At 68.8% G+C, this 20,371-nt stretch carries 15 protein-coding genes and 1 pseudogene; 9 read left to right on the top strand and 7 right to left on the bottom strand.

The genetic code is table 11. From position 1 onward, the window contains the following. Window positions 1-6: 6 nt before the first annotated feature. Window positions 7-447, bottom strand: coding sequence for a MarR family winged helix-turn-helix transcriptional regulator (locus PHA84_RS03535; protein WP_270886719.1), 441 nt, complete (start codon window positions 445-447; stop codon window positions 7-9). Between the two features lie 72 nt (window positions 448-519). On the opposite strand from PHA84_RS03535, the gene PHA84_RS03530 reads away from it, so the two are divergent. Continuing rightward, complete coding sequence (locus tag PHA84_RS03530) at window positions 520-708, top strand: hypothetical protein (RefSeq protein WP_270886718.1); 189 nt, start codon at window positions 520-522, stop codon at window positions 706-708. A gap of 28 nt (window positions 709-736) precedes the next feature. Here PHA84_RS03530 and PHA84_RS03525 read toward each other — a convergent pair whose 3' ends face one another. From PHA84_RS03525 to PHA84_RS03515, 3 genes are all read right to left on the bottom strand, one after another. Then, window positions 737-2,149 (bottom strand): D-alanyl-D-alanine carboxypeptidase/D-alanyl-D-alanine-endopeptidase, encoded by a 1,413-nt coding sequence (locus PHA84_RS03525; protein ID WP_270886717.1) that lies wholly within the window; start codon window positions 2,147-2,149, stop codon window positions 737-739. Window positions 2,150-3,027: 878 nt separating this feature from the next. Continuing rightward, the gene (locus tag PHA84_RS03520; RefSeq protein WP_270886716.1) at window positions 3,028-3,399 is read right to left on the bottom strand and encodes a DUF805 domain-containing protein; all 372 of its coding nucleotides are present in this window, start codon (window positions 3,397-3,399) and stop codon (window positions 3,028-3,030) included. A gap of 174 nt (window positions 3,400-3,573) precedes the next feature. Further along, window positions 3,574-4,389, bottom strand: a complete 816-nt coding sequence (locus tag PHA84_RS03515) for a DeoR/GlpR family DNA-binding transcription regulator (RefSeq protein ID WP_270886715.1) — start codon at window positions 4,387-4,389, stop codon at window positions 3,574-3,576. 283 nt (window positions 4,390-4,672) lie between these two features. On the opposite strand from PHA84_RS03515, the gene PHA84_RS03510 reads away from it, so the two are divergent. The 6 genes from PHA84_RS03510 to PHA84_RS03485 are packed head-to-tail and all read left to right on the top strand — an operon-like array spanning window position 4,673 to window position 11,182. After that, window positions 4,673-5,986 (top strand): ABC transporter substrate-binding protein, encoded by a 1,314-nt coding sequence (locus tag PHA84_RS03510; protein ID WP_270886714.1) that lies wholly within the window; start codon window positions 4,673-4,675, stop codon window positions 5,984-5,986. Window positions 5,987-6,039: 53 nt separating this feature from the next. After that, window positions 6,040-6,975: a carbohydrate ABC transporter permease gene (locus tag PHA84_RS03505; RefSeq protein WP_270886713.1), complete on the top strand. Its 936-nt coding sequence runs from the start codon at window positions 6,040-6,042 to the stop codon at window positions 6,973-6,975. A gap of 2 nt (window positions 6,976-6,977) precedes the next feature. Next, window positions 6,978-7,817, top strand: a complete 840-nt coding sequence (locus tag PHA84_RS03500) for a carbohydrate ABC transporter permease (protein ID WP_270886712.1) — start codon at window positions 6,978-6,980, stop codon at window positions 7,815-7,817. A gap of 49 nt (window positions 7,818-7,866) precedes the next feature. Next, window positions 7,867-8,727, top strand: coding sequence for a ketose-bisphosphate aldolase (locus tag PHA84_RS03495; RefSeq protein WP_270886711.1), 861 nt, complete (start codon window positions 7,867-7,869; stop codon window positions 8,725-8,727). Beyond that, a complete protein-coding gene (locus tag PHA84_RS03490) occupies window positions 8,724-9,950 on the top strand; it encodes an ADP-dependent glucokinase/phosphofructokinase (RefSeq protein WP_270886710.1) in 1,227 nt (408 codons plus the stop codon). Before PHA84_RS03495 ends, PHA84_RS03490 begins: the two co-directional genes overlap by 4 nt. Next, entirely contained in the window at window positions 9,947-11,182 is a 1,236-nt protein-coding gene (locus tag PHA84_RS03485; RefSeq protein ID WP_270886709.1) for an AGE family epimerase/isomerase, read from the top strand. The genes PHA84_RS03490 and PHA84_RS03485 overlap by 4 nt, the downstream gene beginning before the upstream one ends. Before the next feature lie 257 nt (window positions 11,183-11,439). On the opposite strand, the gene PHA84_RS03480 is transcribed toward PHA84_RS03485, so the two are convergent. Then, window positions 11,440-11,859, bottom strand: coding sequence for a hypothetical protein (locus PHA84_RS03480; protein WP_270886708.1), 420 nt, complete (start codon window positions 11,857-11,859; stop codon window positions 11,440-11,442). A 601-nt stretch (window positions 11,860-12,460) separates the two neighbouring features. Between PHA84_RS03480 and PHA84_RS03475 the strand changes: the two genes are divergently transcribed. Further along, window positions 12,461-18,532, top strand: a complete 6,072-nt coding sequence (locus PHA84_RS03475; protein ID WP_270886707.1) for a DUF4082 domain-containing protein — start codon at window positions 12,461-12,463, stop codon at window positions 18,530-18,532. Window positions 18,533-18,587: 55 nt separating this feature from the next. Here the strand turns inward: PHA84_RS03475 and PHA84_RS03470 are convergent, their stop codons facing one another. Beyond that, a complete protein-coding gene (locus tag PHA84_RS03470) occupies window positions 18,588-19,523 on the bottom strand; it encodes a DUF1996 domain-containing protein (RefSeq protein WP_270886706.1) in 936 nt (311 codons plus the stop codon). Window positions 19,524-19,563: 40 nt separating this feature from the next. Between PHA84_RS03470 and PHA84_RS03465 the strand changes: the two genes are divergently transcribed. Next, window positions 19,564-19,815, top strand: coding sequence for a hypothetical protein (locus tag PHA84_RS03465; RefSeq protein ID WP_270886705.1), 252 nt, complete (start codon window positions 19,564-19,566; stop codon window positions 19,813-19,815). Window positions 19,816-20,071: 256 nt separating this feature from the next. Here the strand turns inward: PHA84_RS03465 and PHA84_RS03460 are convergent. Next, a pseudogene (locus PHA84_RS03460) lies at window positions 20,072-20,371 on the bottom strand (C4-dicarboxylate transporter DctA); the annotation flags it as partial.

Here is a 20,371-nt window from a genome sequence, read left to right as displayed (position 1 = left end):
CGTGGGTCAGCGTGCGGCACTGATCACGCGCGTGAGGCTGTCGCGCAGCTCCTCCAGCTCGGTGACGTCCATCCCGAGGCGCTCGAGGATCGCTCCGGGGATCCGCTCGGCTCGTCTGCGCACCGCTGCCCCCTTGCCGGTCAGTGAGACGGCGAGCGCCCGGTTGTCCCGGGGGTCGCGACCCCGGACCACCATCCCGTTGGCTTCCAGGCGCTTCAGCAGTGGGGAGAGCGTGGCCGGCTCGAGGCTGATCCGCTCGGCGAGGTCGGCGACCCGCAGGGGAGAGGTCTCCCACAGGGCGAGCATGACGAGGTACTGCGGGTGCGTCAGTCCCAACGGCTCGAGCAGGGGACGGTACAGCGCGATGACGTTGCGCGAGGCAACGGCAAGGGCGAAGCAGACCTGCCGGTCGAGCCTGAGGAGGTCGGAGGTGTGGGCAGCTGGCACGTCGATCCCTGGGTCGCTGAGCAGTATGATGAGTGTACAAACAATTCGCCCGCTAACCAATGGAGCACAGCCGTGAGCCGCAAGTCAGACCGAGAAGGCCTGTCCCTGGGGTACCGCCTCGGGTACCGCATCAGGGCGATCGGCATGAGCATCTTCGGCCCGGCGCAGCTCGGCGAGGAGGACGACCCTATGCGCCGGCTACGGCGCGAGCGGGAGGCCAAGGTCCGGGCAGCACGCGAGAAGCGCGAGGGCCGTCAGTAGGAGGCGCGCACCGACGCGGCCAGGGCGGTCAGTAGCAGCCGACCACTGTGGCGGCCAGCATGTCGAGGCTCTGCTTCAGGGTGAGGCTGGCGCTCTTGGCGTTGACGACGAAGGCGAAGGCCTTGACTCGCTGGTCCGTCCCCCGCGTCCAGCCGACCAGGGCAGCGGCGTCGGAGAGGGTGCCCGTCTTGGCGAAGACGCGGCCGACCGCGCACTTCGACGCCGCAGTGGTGAACCGTCCGTAGGAGGCCTTCAGCGTCCCGGTCTGGCCCGCCGTCGGGAGGCCGGCACCGGACTGGAGCAGCGCAAGCTTCGTGGTGTTGCCGGTCTCGAAGATGTTGGTCACCATGCGGCTCAGCTGCAGCCCGGTGAGCCGGTCGCTGCGCGAGAGCCCGGACCCGTCATACAGGGCGTTGGCGGTGAGGCCCTCCGCGGCCAGGCGCTTGGAGGCGGCGGTTCGCGCCCCGGTCCAGGTGGCTCCGTATCCCATCCTGAGGGACACCAGACGGTGCAGAGCCTCGGCATGCTCGTTATCCGACTCCAGCATCATGCGGGACACGATCTGGCTCACGGTCTGGCCAGCGGAGCTGGCGAGGACAGGGTCGGTGGAGGTGGCCCTACCCCGGCCGATGCGGGTCACAGTCAGCCCGTTGGCCTTGAGCCTGCCCGCGAACAGGTTCGCCGCGTCGATCGTGGTGTCAGTGACCAGCCGCCCGTCGACGACCAGCGCCCGCAGCCACGTGGTGTCGTTCGGGATGTACGTCGACTTCCATCCGGTCGCCAGGGAGGGGGTCGGGAACAGGGAGTCGTCGGCGTACACGCGGACCCTCAGCTGGCCGCGCGCCTTCATCGCAGCGGCTGTCGACTTGGCCAGCGTGGCGAGCTGAGCGGAGGAGAACGAGGGGTCGCCCGACCCCACGAGGATGACCTGGTCGGCCTGGTAGCCGCGCTTGACCCTGGTGGTGAAGCGGGCGGTCGCCCCGAAGACGGCAAGGGCATCCGTCGCCGTCACCCACTTCGCGGTGGAGGCCGGCATGAGGCCCGTGCTGCCGTTCTTGCTCCAGACGACCGCGCCGCTGGCTGCGTCGATCACCGAGCCGGTGAAGGACGTGCCGAACCTCGTGATGGTCACCCGGCCCGTCAGCTTCGAGGAGATCCGCAGGTCCGCGCTGGTACGCGTGTAGGTGGCCAGAGCCGTCGTCGACGCAGGGGCGGACCGTGGTGCGGCGGCGGCGGTGACGGCTGGGCTGACGGCTGGGCTGGCGGACGCCGGGGCCACAGCCGCAAGCGCGGCCACCATGGTGCCGACTGCTACGCCGGTCACCAGGGCGCGGCTCACGGTGCGTGTTCGCCCGCGCTCGCCGGAGAGTCGCGTCGGCCGGAAGGTGAGCCGGCGGCGTGGCAGGCGGGGGGCTTGAACGCGGGCGGGGGGGTTCGACATGGCCGTGGTCCTTGGGGAGAGGGGGCAGGGCCGCAGCGGTGGGGACTGCTGAGCTTGCGGGGACGCTACTCCAGGGAGGTGCTGAAAGGGGCCGTTTGCGGGATCTACCTCCCGTTCCGGCCGCTTTGGTTCTTCTTGGCCGGGCCTCGACTTGGACCCCTGTGGCCGGGTTCTACAGATCCTGCTCGGTCATGGCAACCTTCATTCGAGATGCGAATGGTGGCTCGCGGGAGGACTCGGTCCACCACGAGGCTGCACCTGCCTGAACGGGGAGGCCGGATCGCCTCATCAAGAGGGTCCCGGAGACGGTCAGGAGGCGCGGGGACGACGTCGTGACGCATCGAGAGGGGACAGGTCTGTGCTGACGAGGGGGCGGTCCGGCTGCTTGCTCGGCGCGCCCCTGCTCGTGGGCGCAGCGTTGGGCCTCACCTCAGGGTGCTCGGCGGGTCCGGCTCCCCGCGGGCCGAGCGGAAGCGGCACCGTCGCGACGACTCCGAGCGGCACCGCTGCGCCCTCCTTCAGCCCAGAGTCCGTCACCATCGTGTCCACGGCACGGCAGGGGAAGGACGTCGTGCTTCAGGTCGCAGCCCCCGCGCAGACCCGGTTCCGCGTCGGGACGAGCGTGGACTCCTCGGTCGCCTGCCGAGAGTCGGTCCTCGACCGCGGGGAGCGGACCACGTACCACGTGGTCTGTCTGGCAGGAGGTCCCGGAAGCCAGCTCCTCGCGACCATCACGTTCGGCGACTTCGACTACACCTTTCTCCAGCCCCTCTGGGGCCACTGTCGTCCGTCCCCGCGTCGTGCCGGCGGGCACCTGCCCGGCGATGGTCGCCCTGCGCGAATCAGGAGGGGAGCCTTGCGCCGCCCCAGTCGAGGCGTCAGAGCGGCTTGGGGCAGGCGCCGAAGCGGTTGTTGGCCGGGTGGCTGTCCTGCACAGCCCATGCTGTCAACAGCAGTGTGCCCAGCAAAGGCACGACCCCCAGCCAGAGCCACCACCCCGACCTGTCCACGTCGTGCAGGCGTCGCACGTTCACAGCGAGCGACGGGATCAGCATGCCGATGGTCGTCAGTCCCGAGATCAGGCCCGGGTCGTGGCTGTCGATGCCGAACAGCACGACATCCAGCATGGAAGCTCCCGACGCAACCGCGGCGAAGAAAAGGAGGAACCACCAGAACTCGGAGCGACGAGCGCGGCCGTCGAAGGTCGCGTACTTCGACAGCCCCTCTCTGATGGCTTCAGCGAACGACATACAGCTCCACTCCGGTCGGTCTGCGTATGACGCCTCACGCGAGGCGGCGCGGACCCGGGCTGGCTGCTCGACGCGGCCACCGGAGCAAGGCGCACCGGGGATAGAGACCTGACGCGCCGGAAGGTGACGCGAGGGCCGCCCGGATGGAGGGCGTGACTCGGTGGCAGGGTCCTGCTACAACCTGTCGGGGGCAGGTGCGTACAGGACGTCGACGTCGTTGCGCCGAAGGGCACCGGCGAGCTCGGCCGGCGGTTCCTTGTCCGTGATGAAGTAGTCGGCTGCGTCCAAGCGGGCGATCTGCGCGAGCAGCCGGCGCTCGAACTTCGAGGAGTCAGCCAGGATCGCCACCTTCCCGGCCTTGTGCAGCATCTCGCGCATCATCGCGGCCTCAGCCAGGTTGCTCGTCGAGTACCCACCGTCGCTGGCCACGCCGCCCACGGTGACCAGCGCCAGGTCGCAGCGGATGTCGAGGTCGGGCCGGCCGAGCGTGACGGGGAACGCCACGGGACCGATCGTCGCCTGGGCCGCATACCGCACGTCGCCGCCGAACATGTACAGGTCGCGGAAGCACTTGGGGGAGATCTCGGTCGCGAGTCGCAGGTTGTTCGTCGCGATGGTCAGCCCCCGATGGTCGCGCAGGTGACGAGCGACGGCCAGCGCCGTCGTGCCCGCGTTGATGATGAGGACGTCTCCATCCGTCACCAGGCTCGCTGCAATGGCGCCGATGCGTTCCTTGGCGGCGGGCTGCACCTGGATCCGGGTGTTGAGTCCGGGATCCATCCGCGGCATGCGGGCCGGGTCGACGGCACCACCTCGGGCTCGCATGACCAGACCCTCGCCGTCGAGCTGGTCCAGGTCGCGCCGGATCGTGTCCGCCGAGACGCCGAGCCGCTCCGCGAGGGCCTGCACCGTGACCTGCCCCGCATCGGCGACCAGCGCCACGATCGCTGCCTTCCGGCTTGCCGGCAGCCGCGTCGATTCCTCCTGCATGCGGGGAGCATACGTGCTGGGAGACGCCCGGTTGTGCGTAATCACTGCGTGTTCCCGCCCCATCCTGCACCGAGGTGGAGTGTGCAGTCAGCTGGCGATCCGACCGTCCTGACGCCGCTGGGCACAGGTGATGCGCACGGCGCCAGCCTTCCGGATCCGCTGCCTCAAGGCGGTTGAGACGCATTGCCGTAGCCCTTGTCAGTGCGCAACTTCACGGCTAATCTCGCAGAGACCAGCATGAACCAGCAACTAAGCGCAGAAATAGCGCCGGAACGGAGCGGTAATGCGAGCACAGAGTCGTGCTTCACGGGTGATGGTGGTGGTTGGGGCTGCTTCGGCGCTGAGCCTCCTCGCTGCGTGCGCCGGAGGCGAGGGCTCCCCCGTGGGGGCCGGCGCGGCGGACAAGAAGGGCACGGCGGCCGATGGCTCAGTAGTGCTCGAGCTCTCGCAGTGGTGGGAGCCGGAGCTCCCGAAGGGCGCCCTGCGCGGCATCATGGACGGCTTCGAGCAGCAGAACCCCGGCATCAAGGTCAAGCTGATCAGCGCGCCGTACGCCTCCACCCAACAGCAGACCGTTGCCGGAGCCGCGTCCAAGACCTTGGCCGACGTCGTCGGTCTGGACGGGGCGTGGGTGAACGACCTCGCCAAGCAGAAGGCGGTCACCGACCTCACGACCCTGATGAAGGACGCCGGCTACGACGACTCCCAGCTGGCCAGCCAGATCAAGGTCGACGGCCAGACCTACATGATTCCCGTCGTGAACTTCGTCTACCCCATGTTCACCAACGACGACCTTCTCGCCAAGGCTGGCGTCGCGAAGCCTCCGACCACGCGCAGCGAGTTCCTCGCCGCGGCGAAGGCCGTTTCCAAGACCGGGAACGGGAACGCCGGGTGGATCCTGCCCTTGGCCCAGGACGCCCCGAACGGCATCCAGAACGACGTGATGTCGTGGGTCTGGGCGTCTGGCGGCTCGATGCTCAAGGACGGCCAGCCCGACGTGACCAACGACTCCGTGAAGAGCGCGGTCAGCTTCGTCAAGGACCTGTACGACGCGAAGGCCATCGCACCGGGAACCCTCACGATGCACGAGCAGGACAAGGTGGAGCAGTTCACCAACGGCCGGGTCGGCATGATGATCGACTCCCTTGCCCACATCACGCTGATCCGCGAGAACAACCCGAAGCTGAAGTTCAGCATCTCCGCCATCCCGGCGCAGGACGGCTACACCGGCAAGCGCGGCATGCCGTACGCCTCCTGGGGCATCGGGGTCGCGGAGAACAGCAAGCACAAGAAGGAGGCGTGGAAGCTCGTTCAGTACCTCATGAGCACTGACGTGAACTCCAAGCTGTCCTCGGTTGCCAACGCGTTCCCGGGCAACACCAAGTCGGTCCCCGACTTCGTCAAGTCCGACGCCAAGTTCAAGACCGCCTTCGACATCTGGAACAAGGGGGTCCCGGCCAACGAGTTCACCGGGCTGCCGACCGCGGAGGACCTGATGCGCAGCTTCGACGAGCAGCTCCAGCAGACGCTGGCGAACAACCAGCCCGTCGACAAGTCGCTGGCCGACGTCCAGGCCGCCTGGGCCAAGAAGTTCTGACGGAGCACGGTGGGGCGGGCCTGCTGGTCCGCCCCAACGCTCAGGAGGCGCACGTGACTGCAACCCAGATCCCGACTCGGGCAGCTCCGACCCAGGAGGCTCCCCGTCGCCGCCCGCTCCCGTTGCGGCGGCTGGTCCCCTACGGCTACCTCTCGCCGGTCATCGTCCTGATGATCGTCCTGATGATCGTCCCCGTGGTAGTCGTCATCAGGTACTCGTTCCTCGACAACGTCATCATGACGCCGACGTCCTCGCTCGTGGGGTGGCACAACTACGTCACCGTGCTGGGTGACCCGCTGTTCCGGACCGCGGCCCGCAACACCGCCGTCTTCACATCCGTCAGCGTGGCCGTGCACCTGCTCCTGGGCCTGGCGTTCGCGATGCTGCTCAACACGACCCTCCTCGGCCAGCGGACGAAGACGGTGTTCCGGACCATCTTCGTGATGCCATGGCTGCTCACCGTGGCGATCATCGCCATCCTCTGGCGCCTGCTGCTGGACCCCAACGGCGTGGTGAACTACGGGCTGCAGGGCGTCGGGCTCATCGACACGCCGGTCGCCTGGTTCTCGGACCTCAACCTCGCACTGCCGGCCGTCACGTTCGTCAACATCTGGGCTGGCTACCCGTTCTTCATGGTCAGCCTGCTGGCCGGTCTCCAGGGCATCTCCGCCGACCTCTACGAGGCCGCGGCAGTCGACGGCGCCTCGTGGTTGCAACGCTTCGTCCACGTCACGCTGCCGTCCCTGCGACCGATCATCGTCAGCATGGCGCTGCTCGACCTCATCTGGACCTCCCAGCAGTTCCCCCTCATCTGGATGACCACCGGCGGCGGACCGCTCGACCGGACCGAGATGCTCAGCACCTACACGTACAAGCTGGCGTTCAGCAAGTACGAGTTCGCATGGGCCTCCGCGAGCGCCGTGGTGCTGCTCGTCCTGGCGATGGTCCTCGCCGTCTTCTACGTCCGTTACCAGCGAGCGAGGGACTGACCATGACAAGCCGCTCCCAGAGCGTGGCCCTCAAGTCGGGCGCGATCTTCGGACTCCTGCTCGGAGGGTGCTTCGCGGGGCTCCCGATCCTGTGGATGCTGTCCAGCTCGTTCAAGGACAACTCCGAGATCTTCGCGTGGCCCCCTCGGCTGGTCACGAGCACCTTCTCGTTCGCGGCGTACACGAGCGTCTTCACAGACCCCGTGAAGGTGCGGTTCTTCCTCAACAGCTACTTCGTCGCGGTGTCGGTGACGGTGCTGACGCTCATCACGGCCATCCTGGCCGCCTATGCGTTCAGCCGGTACGAGTTCCGGCTCAAAGGAGCCATCAACGTCGTCATCGTCGGCATCCAGGCCGTGCCACCGATCACGTTGCTCATCCCGTACTTCGGGCTGATCGTCGCGCTGCGCCTCTACAACAGCTACCAGGGCCTCATCCTCACGTACATGGTGTTCACGCTCCCCTACGCCATCGTCATGATGACCGGCTACTTCAACACGCTGCCGCGAGAGCTCGACGAAGCGGCCCGCGTGGACGGCACGACCTCCTTCGGAGCGCTGTGGCGGATCCTCGTGCCCATCTCGCTTCCCGGGATCGTGTCGGTGGCGGTCTACACCTTCATGATCGCCTGGAACGAGTACCTCTTCGCGCTGACCCTGACGCGCACGGACAACATGCGGACGGTGCCCATCGGCATCCAGCTCCTCATGGGCCAGCACTCCTACAAGTGGAGCGAGATGATGGCGATGAGCGTGCTCGGGAGCATTCCGGTGCTCATCCTCTTCGTCTTCTTCCAGAAGTTCTTCATCGGCGGCATGACGGCCGGCGCGGTCAAGAGCTGACCTGACACTCACCGAACCCAACCATCACCACACGAAAGAGACGGACCCCATGCTCGTCAACGGAGTAAAGCTCCTCCAGATCGCGCGCGAGAACCGCTTCGCGGTCCCCGCGTTCAACATCAGCGACCACGCGATGCTGAACGGCATCTACGACGTCTGCGAGGAGCTGGAGTCCCCGCTGATCGTGGCGATCCATCCCGACGAGGTCCGCCATGTCGGTCCGGACTTCCTGCCTTCGGTGCTGCACCGTGCCCGGCGCACGACGATCCCGGTCGCCGTGCACTGGGACCACGGCGCGACGTACCAGGAGGCCCTGCGCGCCATCCAGCTCGGCTTCACCTCGGTCATGATCGATGCGTCCCTGCTTCCGTTCGACGACAACGTCGCCGTCACCAGGCGGGTGGTGGAAGCCGCGCACGCGGTGGACATCAGCGTCGAGGGCGAGCTCGGGACCATCGGCAAGACCGACGACGAGGCCGAGGACGGCACCGCGGACATCATCTACACGGACCCCGAGGACGCCGTGCGGTTCGTCCAGGAGACCGGGGTGGACAGCCTGGCCGTCGCCATCGGGACGTGCCACGGCCTCTACCCCTCCTGGATGAAGCCCGAGCTGAAGATCGACCTGCTGGAGCGCATCGAGGCGAAGGTGTCGGTGCCGCTGGTGCTGCACGGTGGGTCGGGGAACCCCGACGAGGAGATCGCCCGGTCTGTCGAGCATGGCGTGGCGAAGATCAACATCTCGAGCGACATCAAGGTGGCCTACCACGACAAGATGCGAGAAGTGCTGGCCGACACCAAGCTTCGCGAGCCGCTCTCCATCCAGCCGCCGTGCGTGCAGGCCATGAAGTCAGCCGCCGCCCACAAGATCCAGCTGTTCTCCGCCGAAGGGAAGGCAGCCCTGTATTGAGCACCGCAGACGTGGTCCTGGGCTTCGGCGCAGCCATCGACCGGGAGATCGACTGGGACGCCGTAGTGCTGGGGGAGCTCGCCCAGCACTACGGCATCGGTCCTGCGGACCTCTTCTCTCGGACAGCCATCCAGACGGAGCGCGATCTGGTCGCCTGCATCCTCGGCTACCTCCAGGGCGGCTCCGGTGGCGAGCGTCGCGTCGAGGAGCCGGAGGTCATCAACCAGTTCTGCAGCAGGTTCTCCGGCACGACGTCGCTCGGGGGAACCTGCGTCAGGGCGGCGTCCGCGATGGAGCGGCTCGGGCAGCCGGCGCTGGTGAACATCACGTATGCCGACGAGCAGGTGCGCGGCCTGCTGTCGGAAGGATGCAGCTACCTGGTCGGCGAGGGGAACGACCCGTCCTACCCACACCTCATCGTGCAGTACCCCGCCGGCGCACGCGTGCGAACCGACCGGCTGGAGCTCGTGGCACCGCGCGCCAACCGGCTGATCTTCGTCAACGACCCGGCGAACGAGAGACTCGCCCTGAGCAGCGAGCTCAAGGGCGCCGTCGCGGAGGCTGACGTTCTGCTCGTCTCGGGGCTGAACGCCATGCGCAGCCTGCCACAGCTGCGTCAGCGCCTGGCATACATCGAGGAGTGCGTCCGCGGCTCGCAGCGGGGGACCCTGGTCTTCTACGAGGACGCGGGGTTCCACGAGCCGGCATTCGCGGAAGTCGTGCGTAGCCAGATGGCCTCGCTGGTGGACGTGTACAGCCTGAGCGACGAGGAGCTGACCCAGGTCCTCGGCTCGCCTGTCGACCTGCTCGACGCCGTTCAGGTCCTAGACGCATTGCGCACCATCACTGCCGAGCTGCTCGTGCCGGTGCTGGTCGTCCATTCGCGGCACTGGGCGGTCGCGTTCGGTGAGAGGGCGCAGGACTTCGCCGGGCCCCTGGCCACCGGCGTCGGGATGGCCACCGCGCGGTACGCCTACGGGGACGCGATGTCGGCCGCCACGATGCGTGCCATGGCTGCCGCACCGGCAGACACGCAGACGTCACGGTTCGTCCTCGACATCACCGCGCTGGCGGGGGGCCGGCTGGCCTGCGTTCCGGTCCCAGCGCTCAACGTGGCGAGCCCCACGACCGTCGGCCTCGGGGATACATTCGTCGGGGGCTTCCTGGCAGCCTGTGCAGCCTCGCCTCGCACGCTCACCGACGCAACAAGAAGGGCATCGTGACCGACGGAACCGTAGGCACAGACACGTCCGCGACGTCGTGGCTGCAGCTGCCGACGCACCGCGGATGGGCGGAGGACAGGTTCAGGCGGCTCATCGAGTTCGTGCTGCCGAGCGTCCTGCCGGAGGGTGGCTTCGCGTACCTGGGGGCAGACGGCCGCCCCATGCCGGGGCGAGAGCCCTCGGTCCTGTTGACCGCGCGGATGGTGCACGTCGCTGCTCTCGGTTCGGTCCTCGGGGTCCCCGGGGCCGGGCGGCTCCTGGAACACGGCCTCCAGTCCCTGTCCGGTCCCTTCCGTGACACGTCCCACGGAGGCTGGTTCGCGCAGCTGCGGGCAGGTAGCCGGAAGTCGGCATACGAGCATGTCCACATCATCCTGGCTGCCGCATCAGCCGTCGCCGCCGGCGCTGTGGGCGCCGAGGCGCTGGCGGCAGAGGCCTGTGAGGTCGTTGAGCGGCACTTCTGGCAGGAGGACGAGGGAGCGCTCAGCGAGTCGTACTCGGCGGAGTGGGGTGACCCGGAGCCGTACCGCGGAGCGAACGCGAACATGCACGGCGTCGAGGCGTTCCTGGCGATCGGGGACGCGCTCGAGGATGACCTCTGGCATGCTCGCGCGCTGCGCATCAGCGACCGGGTCATCAACCAGCACGCGCGACGGCGGGAATGGCTCATCCCCGAGCATTTCGATGCCGGGTGGAACGAGCTTCCCGACTACAACGCGGACAACCCCGCCGATCCCTTCAGACCCTACGGCGCGACGTACGGGCACTCGCTGGAGTGGGCACGGCTGCTGTGCGGCGTGCATGCCAGCCCACGGGTGCCCACCCCCGACTGGCTGCTCGGGGCAGCGGTGGCGCTGGCCAGGAAGGCTCTCTCCTCGTGGGGGGTCGACGGGCGGGAGGGCCTGGTGTACACCGTGGACTGGGACAGCACCCCCGTGTCGACGGTGCGGCTGCACTGGCCGGTCTGCGAGGGCATCCAGGCAACGGCGCTGTTGCGAGGGCTGACCGGGGAACCAGAGTGGGAGGCGTGGTACCGCCGGCTCTGGGACCATGCAGCCGCGTACTTCCTCGATCCCTCGGGGAGCTGGGTCAACGAGCTGGACCAGGAGTTCAGGGAGGGCGGCGCAGTCTGGCCGGGACGGCCCGACGTTTACCACGGGACGGGCGCCTACCTTGCGCCGCTCCTGCCGCCGTGGCCGTTCATGACCGTGGCCGCGGCACGCCGCCCCTGACGTGCCGCCGGCGACGAGGGACGGGTGCTGCCGGCCACTTGTGCCGCGAGACGGCGGTACCACGCCACCGGTGGTCGCGGCCCCGACGCCCGCAGCGACTCGTCGTCGGCGTCCCGGTACGACACGGCGATGGTCCTGGTGCTCGTCGCGCGTCAGCACGGCGTCCAAAGCCGTGAGGGCCTGCCGGCCCTCGACCCTGTTCGCGCCGGCCGGCAGGTTGCCGGTCAACCCTGGCGAGCGGTAGCTGTCCGGCGCGGTCACCCTCCGGCGCGCGACGAGCGGACTCCCGCGGCGAGTGCTGCCAGAGCCGGAGTCCTGGCCTGGCGGTAGACGAGTACCACCTCGTCGCCCTGGAACCATCCCGCCACGGCCACGCGACCCGTGGACAGTGCCATGACCTGGCCGTCCGCGCGGACGAAGGTCGGCGTGGACGGCGCGCGGGTCACGGCGTTCACGAGCTGGACGATGTACTGGTCCTGGAACATCGTGCTCCTCGTGAGGCCCGGCTTCGTCCGGTAGACCGCTACGGCGCCCGCGTCCCGACCCGACACCGTCAGGCTCGTGACCGTCGAGGTCAGCAGGAATCCCGCCGAGGCCTTGGCAACAGCGGCGAACCGAGACCTGTCCTGCGCCGACGCGGGCCCATAGCCGATGCGCACGACGCGGGTAGGAGTCACCTTCGGCATGGCCTCGCGGGGGTCTTGAGGCTGCGGTGGCCTGGTCGCCGAAACCGTTGGTGTCGCAGGCGTCCCGCCAGATGCGCGCGGTGTCGTCGAGCTGGCGGCCGGGGCGTTGGTACGCCCTGTGGACGTGCTGCTGCCCGTCGACGTCCCGGTGGGCCGCCCTTGGGCCGGAGTGGTCTGCGCTTCGCTCACCGTCCCGCTCCGGCTCGCCACCGCGGACGGCGAGCCGGCGCTCCGCGGTGTGCCTGCGTCGGAGCAGCCCGCCAGGGCACCGGTCAGCACGACGCACGACAGCGCCAGCCGAGCGACAGACCTCTGCATCAGGAACACCCCCTGGCCGCGCCGGACCTCGGCCGCGTCGTGGCCGACGATATCCCGCATCGAGACGGCTGCACCCCCTACCGATGCTGTACACGACGTCGCCCGTGCCCCATTACCGTCAAGGACGAGGACGCGGAACGGGGCACGGGTTTTCGTGGCAGCACCCCCGCGCTCCGGTGGTTCCGACGAGGGGGTGTGCGCTCGGTGGTCGCGGTCTTCTCGCACCGGCTGCGCCTCACCCGTTCACCCCGACGCGTGGATGGGAAACCTACAGATGAGTGAGATGCCCGAGCCCGGCTCCAAAGGCAGGAGCTCCTCCGCCCTGAGGCGCGCCCGTCGCACGACGCTGAGCGCGCTCGTCGCGGTCACGGCCATCGTGGTGGCGCCCTTGCAGGTCTTCCAGGCGAGCCAAGCGCTGGCTGCCGGACCCTGTGGACCCCCCGTCGTGAGCGTCATCGCGTGTGAGAACACCCTGCCGGGGACGCCCTCCAGTGACTGGGACATCACCGGTTCGGGCTCGTCGACCATCCAGGGCTTCGCCACAGCGATCAGCGTCACGCCCGGGCAGACGGTGCAGTTCAAGATCAACACCCCGTCCAGGTCGTACCACTACGACATTCTGCGGCTCGGCTACTACCAGGGCAACGGAGCGAGGAAGGTCGCCGCGAACCTCAAGCCCTCCGCCACCCTGCCGCAGACCCAGCCGCCGTGCCTGACGGCCCAGGACTCGACGGGGCTCATCGACTGCGGCAACTGGGGGGTGTCGGCGTCTTGGACGGTTCCCACGACAGCGGTGTCCGGCGTCTACATCGCCCATCTGGTCCGGGACGACGCCGTCGCCGAGAGCCACATGGTGTTCATCGTCCGTGACGACTCCAGCCACTCCGACCTGCTCGTCCAGACCTCCGACGAGACCTGGCAGGCCTACAACTCCTACGGCGGCAACAGCCTCTACACCTGCTCGGTGAGCTGTCCACCGGGGAGCCCGGCGGCATACAAGGGCGCCGCCAAGGTGTCGTACAACCGGCCGTTCCACACCGCGGACGACGACCAGGGTCGTAGCTGGCTGATGTACTCCGAGTACCCGATGATCCGCTTCCTGGAGCAGAACGGCTACGACCTCTCCTATACGACGGGGATCGACGTGGGCACGTCCGCCGGTGGTGCGCTGCTGACCAACCACAAGGCCTTCCTCTCCGTGGGTCACGACGAGTACTGGTCCGGCTCCCAGCGGGCCAACGTCGAGGCGGCCCGCGACAACGGGGTGGACCTGGCGTTCTTCAGCGGCAACGAGGTCTTCTGGAAGACCAGGACCGAGTCGAGTGTCGACGGGACGGCCACCGCCAACCGAACCCTGGTCTGCTACAAGGAGACCCACTACGACGGCGTGGTGGACCCGAAGGACCCGCCCACCTGGACGGGGACCTGGGCGGACCCCCGGTTCAGCCCACCCGCCGACGGTGGCAGGCCACAGAACGGTCTGACCGGGCAGCTGTTCCTGGTGAACTCCGGAACGACCGACATCAAGGTGCCGGCGCAGTACTCCAAGCTGCGGTTCTGGCGCAACACTCCCGTGGCCGGCCTGACGACCGGGCAGACGGTGACGCTCGGCTCCGGTCTGGGGACGCTGGGCTACGAGTGGGACGAGGAACCCGACAACGGTTTCCGCCCGGCTGGCCTGCTCGACCTGTCCTCCACCACGTCGACATCGGCGGAGATCTTCACGGACTACGGCAGCACGGTCAAGACCGGTAGCACGGCGACCCATCACCTCTCGCTCTACCGCGCTGCCAGCGGAGCGCTGGTCTTCGGTGCCGGCACCGTGCAGTGGTCGTGGGGCCTCGGGGACCCTCAGCTGACCCCTGACCGCACCATGCAGCAGGCGACCGTGAACCTCTTCGCCGACATGGGCGCGCAGCCGTACGCCGTGACCACAGGTCTCACCGTCGCGAGCGCGTCGACCGACAGCACCGCTCCCACCTCCACCATCACCTCCCCAGCCGGCGGCGCGACCATCGGTGACGGCGGCAAGCTGACCGTCAGCGGTACCGCGGCCGACACAGGCGGCGTCGTGGCGGGTGTCGAGGTCTCCACCGACGGTGGTGCCACGTGGCACCCTGCCACCGGCACCACCAGCTGGAGCTACAGCTGGGTCGCGCACGGCAACCCGAGCACCACGATCAGGTCCCGCGCCGTGGACGACAGCGGCAACCTGGAGACGCCCGCGCCCGGCACGACCGTCAACGTCGGGTGCACCTGCTCCGTCTGGGGAGTGGGTACGACGCCGGGCAAGGCGGACTCCGGCACGGCGGGAGCCGTGGAGGTGGGCGTCAAGTTCAAGTCGGACGTGTCCGGCAGCCTGACCGGGATCCGTTTCTACAAGGCGAGCACCAACAGCGGGACCCACGTCGGCAACCTGTGGACGGCCTCCGGGACCAAGCTCGCGTCGGTGACCTTCGCGAACGAGAGCACGTCGGGATGGCAGCAGGCGACGTTCTCCAGTCCCGTCTCGATCAACGCGAACACGACGTACGTCGCGTCGTATTTCGCACCGGCCGGTCACACAGCGCTGGACGAGGGGTACATGTTCCCGCATCCGTCGCCGCAGCCCGACGGTAACGGCACCGTGGACAGCCCCCCGCTGCACGCGCTGCGCAACGTCAACGGCACGCTGAACGGACTGTTCCAGAACAGCGCCACCAGCACCTTCCCGACGGCCAGCGTCAACGCCCGGAACTACTGGGTCGACGTGATGTTCAACCCGAACACCGGACCCGCCACCGCACCCGGTGCACCGACGAGCGTGACCGCCACCCCGGGCAACGCCTCCGCGATCGTCACTTGGACGGCGCCGTCCGACGGCGGCAGTGCGATCACCCGCTACACGGTCACCCCCTTCGTGGGCAGCACCGCGCAGACCCCGATCCCGGTCAGTGGCAACCCCCCGGACACGACTCTCACGGTGACCGGCCTGAGCAACGGCACGGCCTACACCTTCACCGTGTCCGCCACGAACGCCGTGGGGACCGGGCCCACCTCGGCCGCCTCGGTCGGCGTCATCCCGGCCGCCACGAGCTGTGCCGCCTGCACGCTCTGGCCGTCGTCCGCAGCCCCTGAGACGGCCGACGAGGGCGACCCGTCGTCGGTGGAGGTGGGCGTGAAGTTCAAGGCGGACGTCAACGGGCAGATCAAGGGCATCCGCTTCTACAAGGCCACGACCAACACCGGCACGCACATCGGCAGCCTCTGGACGTCGACCGGGACGAAGCTCGCCTCGGCCACGTTCGGCACGGAGACGTCCTCCGGATGGCAGCAGGTACTGTTCGCGACGCCGGTGACCATCACGGCCAACACCATCTACGTGGCCTCGTACTTCGCCCCTGGCGGCCACTACGCGGGAGATGGCGGCTACTTCGCCGCCTCCGGGGTGGACAGCGGGCCGCTGCACGCGCTCAAGGACGGAGTCAGCGGCGGCAACGCCGTGTACCGCTACGGCACGACGACGATCTTCCCCACCAACACGTTCAACTCGGAGAACTACTGGGTCGACGTCGTCTTCACCACTGGGGCTGCGACGGCTCCGGCCGCTCCCGGCACCGTCACGGCGACCCCCGGAGCAGGCACCGCCACGGTGAGCTGGACTGCGCCGTCCGACGGCGGCAGCCCGGTCACGAGCTACACCGTGACCCCGTTCATCGGGACCACCGCGCAGACGGCCACCGTCGTCTCGGGCAGCCCTCCGGCGACGAGCACGACGATCTCCGGGCTGACCAACGGGACGACGTACACCTTCAAGGTGGCGGCCACCAACGCGGTGGGCACTGGCCCCGTCTCCGCGTCGTCGAACTCGGTGACCCCCACGGCGCCCACCGCTCCCGCCGCGCCGACCGGCGTGGCGGCGACGGCCGGTGACGGTTCGGCCGCGGTGAGCTGGACGGCGCCGGCGAACGGCGGAAGCGCGGTCACGAGCTACACGGTGACGCCCTTCATCGGAGCCACCGCTCAGTCGCCCTCCACGGTGACCGGCAGCCCACCCGCCACCACGACGACGGTCACCGGTCTGACGAACGGGACGTCCTACACCTTCACGGTGTCCGCGACGAACGCTGTGGGCACCGGCCCTGCCTCGAGTCCCTCCAGCGCTGTCACACCCACAGGGCCCACGGCGCCGGCCGCACCGACCGCAGTGACGGCCACTGCAGGCGACTCCTCGGCAGTGGTCGGCTGGACGGCACCCTCCAACGGCGGAAGCCCGATCACCAGCTACACCGTGACCCCGTATGTCGGGGCGGCTGCCCAGACGCCGACGACGGTGACCGGCAGCCCACCGGTGACCACGACGACGGTCGCAGGGCTGACGAACGGCACGGCCTACACGTTCACCGTCTCGGCGACGAACGCCGTCGGGGCGGGCCCCGAGTCGGCAGCGTCCAGCGCCGTCACGCCAGCGCCCGCGACCGTCCCCGCCGCTCCGAGCGGGGTGACGGCGACAGCCGGCGACGGCTCGGCGGTGGTGAGCTGGACGGCGCCGGCGAACGGGGGCAGCCCGATCACGGGCTACACGGTCACGCCGTTCGTCGGGACTGTCGCTCAGACGACCAGCGCGGTGAGCGGCAGCCCGCCCGCCACCAGCACGACAGTCACCGGGCTGACCAACGGGACGGACTACACGTTCACGGTGTCCGCCACCAACGCGGTGGGCACCGGCCCGGCCTCGGGCGCCTCGGCCACGGTCAGGCCGGTGGCCAGCGGATGCTCCGCCTGCACGATCTGGCCGGCGTCCACCACTCCGACCACCGTGGACGAGGCGGACGCGTCGTCGGTGGAGGTCGGAGTGAAGTTCAGGGCCGACGTCAACGGGATGGTCAAGGGCATCCGGTTCTACAAGGGGGCTGCGAACACCGGTACCCACATCGGGACGCTGTGGTCGGCGGGAGGGACCAAGCTGGCCTCGGCCACCTTCAGCAGCGAGACGGCCACGGGCTGGCAGCAGGTCCTCTTCACCTCGCCGGTGGCGGTCACTGCGAACACCGTCTACGTCGCGTCGTACTTCGCACCCGCCGGGCACTACTCCGGGGACAGCGGCTACTTCGCCACCGCGGGGAAGGACAGCGCTCCGCTGCACGCCTTGCAGGACGGCGTCAGCGGCGGAAACGGGGTCTACGCCTACGGCGCCACGAGCCTCTTCCCGGTCAACACGTTCAACTCGGAGAACTACTGGGTCGACCTGGTCTTCGCAGCGGGTGCTGCCACTGCACCCAGCGCACCGACCGGCGTGACTGCGAGTGCGGCCAACGCCTCGGCCGTAGTCACGTGGACAGCTCCGTCAGACGGCGGCAGCGCGATCACGACCTACACGGTGACACCGTTCATCGGGACGACGCCGCAGGCGGCGACCACGGTGACGGGCAGCCCGCCGGCCACCACGACGACGGTGCCCGGCCTGACGAACGGCACGGCGTACACGTTCAAGGTGTCCGCGACCAACGCGGTGGGCACGGGGGCCGCGTCGGCCGCCTCCAACGTCGTGACCCCGGCCGCCCCGCCCGCGCCCACCGCTCCGGCAGCGCCGACCGCGGTGTCGGCCACGGCCGGCGACAGCTCGGCCACCGTGACGTGGACCGCGCCGTCGAACGGCGGGAGCGCCATCACGAGCTACACCGTCACGCCCTTCGTCGGGACCACCGCGCAGACACCGAGCACGGTAACGGGTAGCCCGCCGGCCACGACGACCGTGGTCACGGGGCTGACCAACGGCACCGCCTACACGTTCACCGTCTCGGCGACGAACGCAGTGGGGACCGGGCCGACCTCCGTGGCGTCCAACGCGGTCACCCCCAACGGGGTGGTGTGTACCGCCTGCACCATCTGGGCCGCCACCGCGACGCCGACGACTCCGGCGAGTACGGACACCCTGGCCGTCGAGGTCGGGGTCAAGTTCAAGGCGGACGTCAGCGGCCGGATCACCGGGATCCGGTTCTTCAAGGGCGCGGGCAACACGGGCACGCACATCGGCAACCTCTGGTCGCTGACCGGCACGAAGCTTGCTTCGGGCACGTTCACGAGCGAGAGCGCGTCGGGCTGGCAGCAGGTGAGCTTCACCGCGCCCGTGGCGATCACCGCCGGCACCGTCTACGTCGCCTCGTACTTCGCGCCAGTGGGGCGGTATGCCGCTGACGCCAAGTACCTCAGCTCCGTGGGTGTGGACACCCCACCCCTGCACGCCCTGAAGAACGGGGTGAGTGGAGGTAACGGCGTCTTCCGTTACGGGAGCACGAGCGGGTTCCCGAACAAGTCGGGTACGGGCACCAACTACTGGGTGGATGTCGTGTTCGCCACCGGGTAGGCCCCGAGGGTGGTCGCTCGGCCCAGCCTTGGCGTCGGGCCGGGCGCCGCCACCTTCAGTGCGACATCGACATCGTCGTGGTCGGTGAGGTCACCGGTGCTGGGAAGACGTGACCGTCGTAGGGCGAGGTGTTCGGGAAGTCGTTCAGGTTGATGGTGATCGGCTCGGGGTCGTAGCTCGGCCTGAAGAGCGTGCTCCCGTTGCGGTTCATGTCGCCGCACTCATGCGGGACGTTGAGGCAGGAGGCCACCAGAGCGTTCTGGACCTGGTTGTTCCAGTCCGCGATGAAGTCGCCGTGCAGCGAGTAGATGCCACCACTGGCCAGGTAGTAAGCCGGCCCACCGGCGATGCCGGGATAGTCGAGCTCGAAGGTGACCTCCGGCAAGGACACGGGGTGGTCGGCCGGGCAGGCGCCGTTCGAGGCGGCGTACGCCATGTGCGACTTGTGGTCCGCGCTGTCGAGGTGCACGCCGTCCCAGCAGCTGGGGAAGATGAGGGACGCGTGGATCGGTGCTGATGCAGTGCCGGGACACTGGTACATGTGGGGGCTCTCGAGTCCGCCGCCCCCGCAGTCCCACTGCACGATGGACAGGGACTGGTCGGAGGTCGCCTTGGCGTTGCCGGCGATCATCCGCAGTCCGACGGGGAAGGGCAGCACGCCCGGGCCCCGCCCGCCACCGGCACGTCGGTAGTACACGGTGTTCGACTGCTCGGTCTTGACCACCGAGCTCGTTCCGTCGGCGTTCTTCTTCATCAGGGACGGGACCCAGTACGCGGAGAGGTCGCTGGCCCCCATCCCGCGACCGCAGCTGGAGGGGCTCGTCGCGGACAGGCTCGCGATGGTCGTCGTGGCGTTGGTCGAGGTGTTGCCGAAGAAGGTATGCATGTGTGACATGCCGGGCATCCCCGGGAAGACGATCGGGTCGTCGGCGAGATAGTGGTCTGCGCTGCAGAGAACGTTCCACTGGGCGACATGGTCCGCGTACACCACGCCCGAGGGAGGTGGCCATTTCGTCGGAGGGGTGGTGGTCGTGCTCGATGTGGTCGTGCTGGAGGTGGTCGTGCTCGAGGTGGTCGTGCTCGAAGTGGTCGTCGTCGTGCTGGTGGCAGACGTCGTCGTCGTGGTCGGTCTGTGCCACGGGTGTGTCGGGCGCCAGGCCTGGCGCATGTGGCGTGGGCTGGCGTCGGCCATTCCGGCCGCCGCTGCGATGGCGGACACGGTGAGTGCGGCGCACGCGCCCAACGCGATGAGGCTACGGCGGGAAGACGTTGTCTTCATGTGAGACCCTCCACGATCTCCCTGCGGCGCAGAACGCTACCGGTGCTCGGCGTTGTTGGCCCAGCATGATCCAGATAGCAAGACAGTCCGTCCATTTTCCTGCGTTTGCGCTGGTCACCGCGGTGGGCCGTGTTCCGTTCGGGACGTTATGTCCCTCCGTGGGTAGAACGCGTCCGGCCGCACGCATGGGCGTGACGGCCGGACGCGGCTCTCTGGCTGTAGCTCTCTGACTGTGGCTCTGGGGGGGTTTGCTCCCCGGCTCAGCGAGGGGCGGGCAGGGGAAGTGGGGTAGTCGCGTCCCGGTGGTTCTGGTGGTGCTCGTCGGCCGGTGTCTGGTCGTCCTCGTCGTCGTGGTCGAGGAGGGTGGACTCGTCGAAGGGGAGGTCTCCGGCCAGGACGGCGTCCAGGCGGGGGCGGTCGAGCTGGCCGACCCAGTGTCCGATCAGGATGGTGGCTACGGAGTTGCCGGCGAAGTTGGTCAGGGCGCGGGCCTCGCTCATCATCCGGTCGATGCCGACGATGAAGCCGACGCCGTCGACCAGGTCGGGGCGGTGGGACTG

This window comes from Pedococcus sp. 5OH_020, from assembly GCF_027812955.1.
Taxonomy (GTDB): domain Bacteria; phylum Actinomycetota; class Actinomycetes; order Actinomycetales; family Dermatophilaceae; genus Pedococcus.
This window is presented reverse-complemented; position numbering and strand designations above follow the sequence as displayed.

Excerpts from the sequence above, each read along its gene's own strand:
- PHA84_RS03525 (WP_270886717.1), bottom strand. The coding sequence starts at position 2,149 with ATGTCGAACCCCCCCGCCCGCGTTCAAGCCCCCCGCCTGCCACGCCGC.
- PHA84_RS03520 (WP_270886716.1), bottom strand. The coding sequence starts at position 3,399 with ATGTCGTTCGCTGAAGCCATCAGAGAGGGGCTGTCGAAGTACGCGACC.
- PHA84_RS03515 (WP_270886715.1), bottom strand. The coding sequence starts at position 4,389 with ATGCAGGAGGAATCGACGCGGCTGCCGGCAAGCCGGAAGGCAGCGATC.
- PHA84_RS03510 (WP_270886714.1), top strand. The coding sequence starts at position 4,673 with ATGCGAGCACAGAGTCGTGCTTCACGGGTGATGGTGGTGGTTGGGGCT.
- PHA84_RS03500 (WP_270886712.1), top strand. The coding sequence starts at position 6,978 with ATGACAAGCCGCTCCCAGAGCGTGGCCCTCAAGTCGGGCGCGATCTTC.
- PHA84_RS03495 (WP_270886711.1), top strand. The coding sequence starts at position 7,867 with ATGCTCGTCAACGGAGTAAAGCTCCTCCAGATCGCGCGCGAGAACCGC.
- PHA84_RS03475 (WP_270886707.1), top strand. The coding sequence starts at position 12,461 with ATGAGTGAGATGCCCGAGCCCGGCTCCAAAGGCAGGAGCTCCTCCGCC.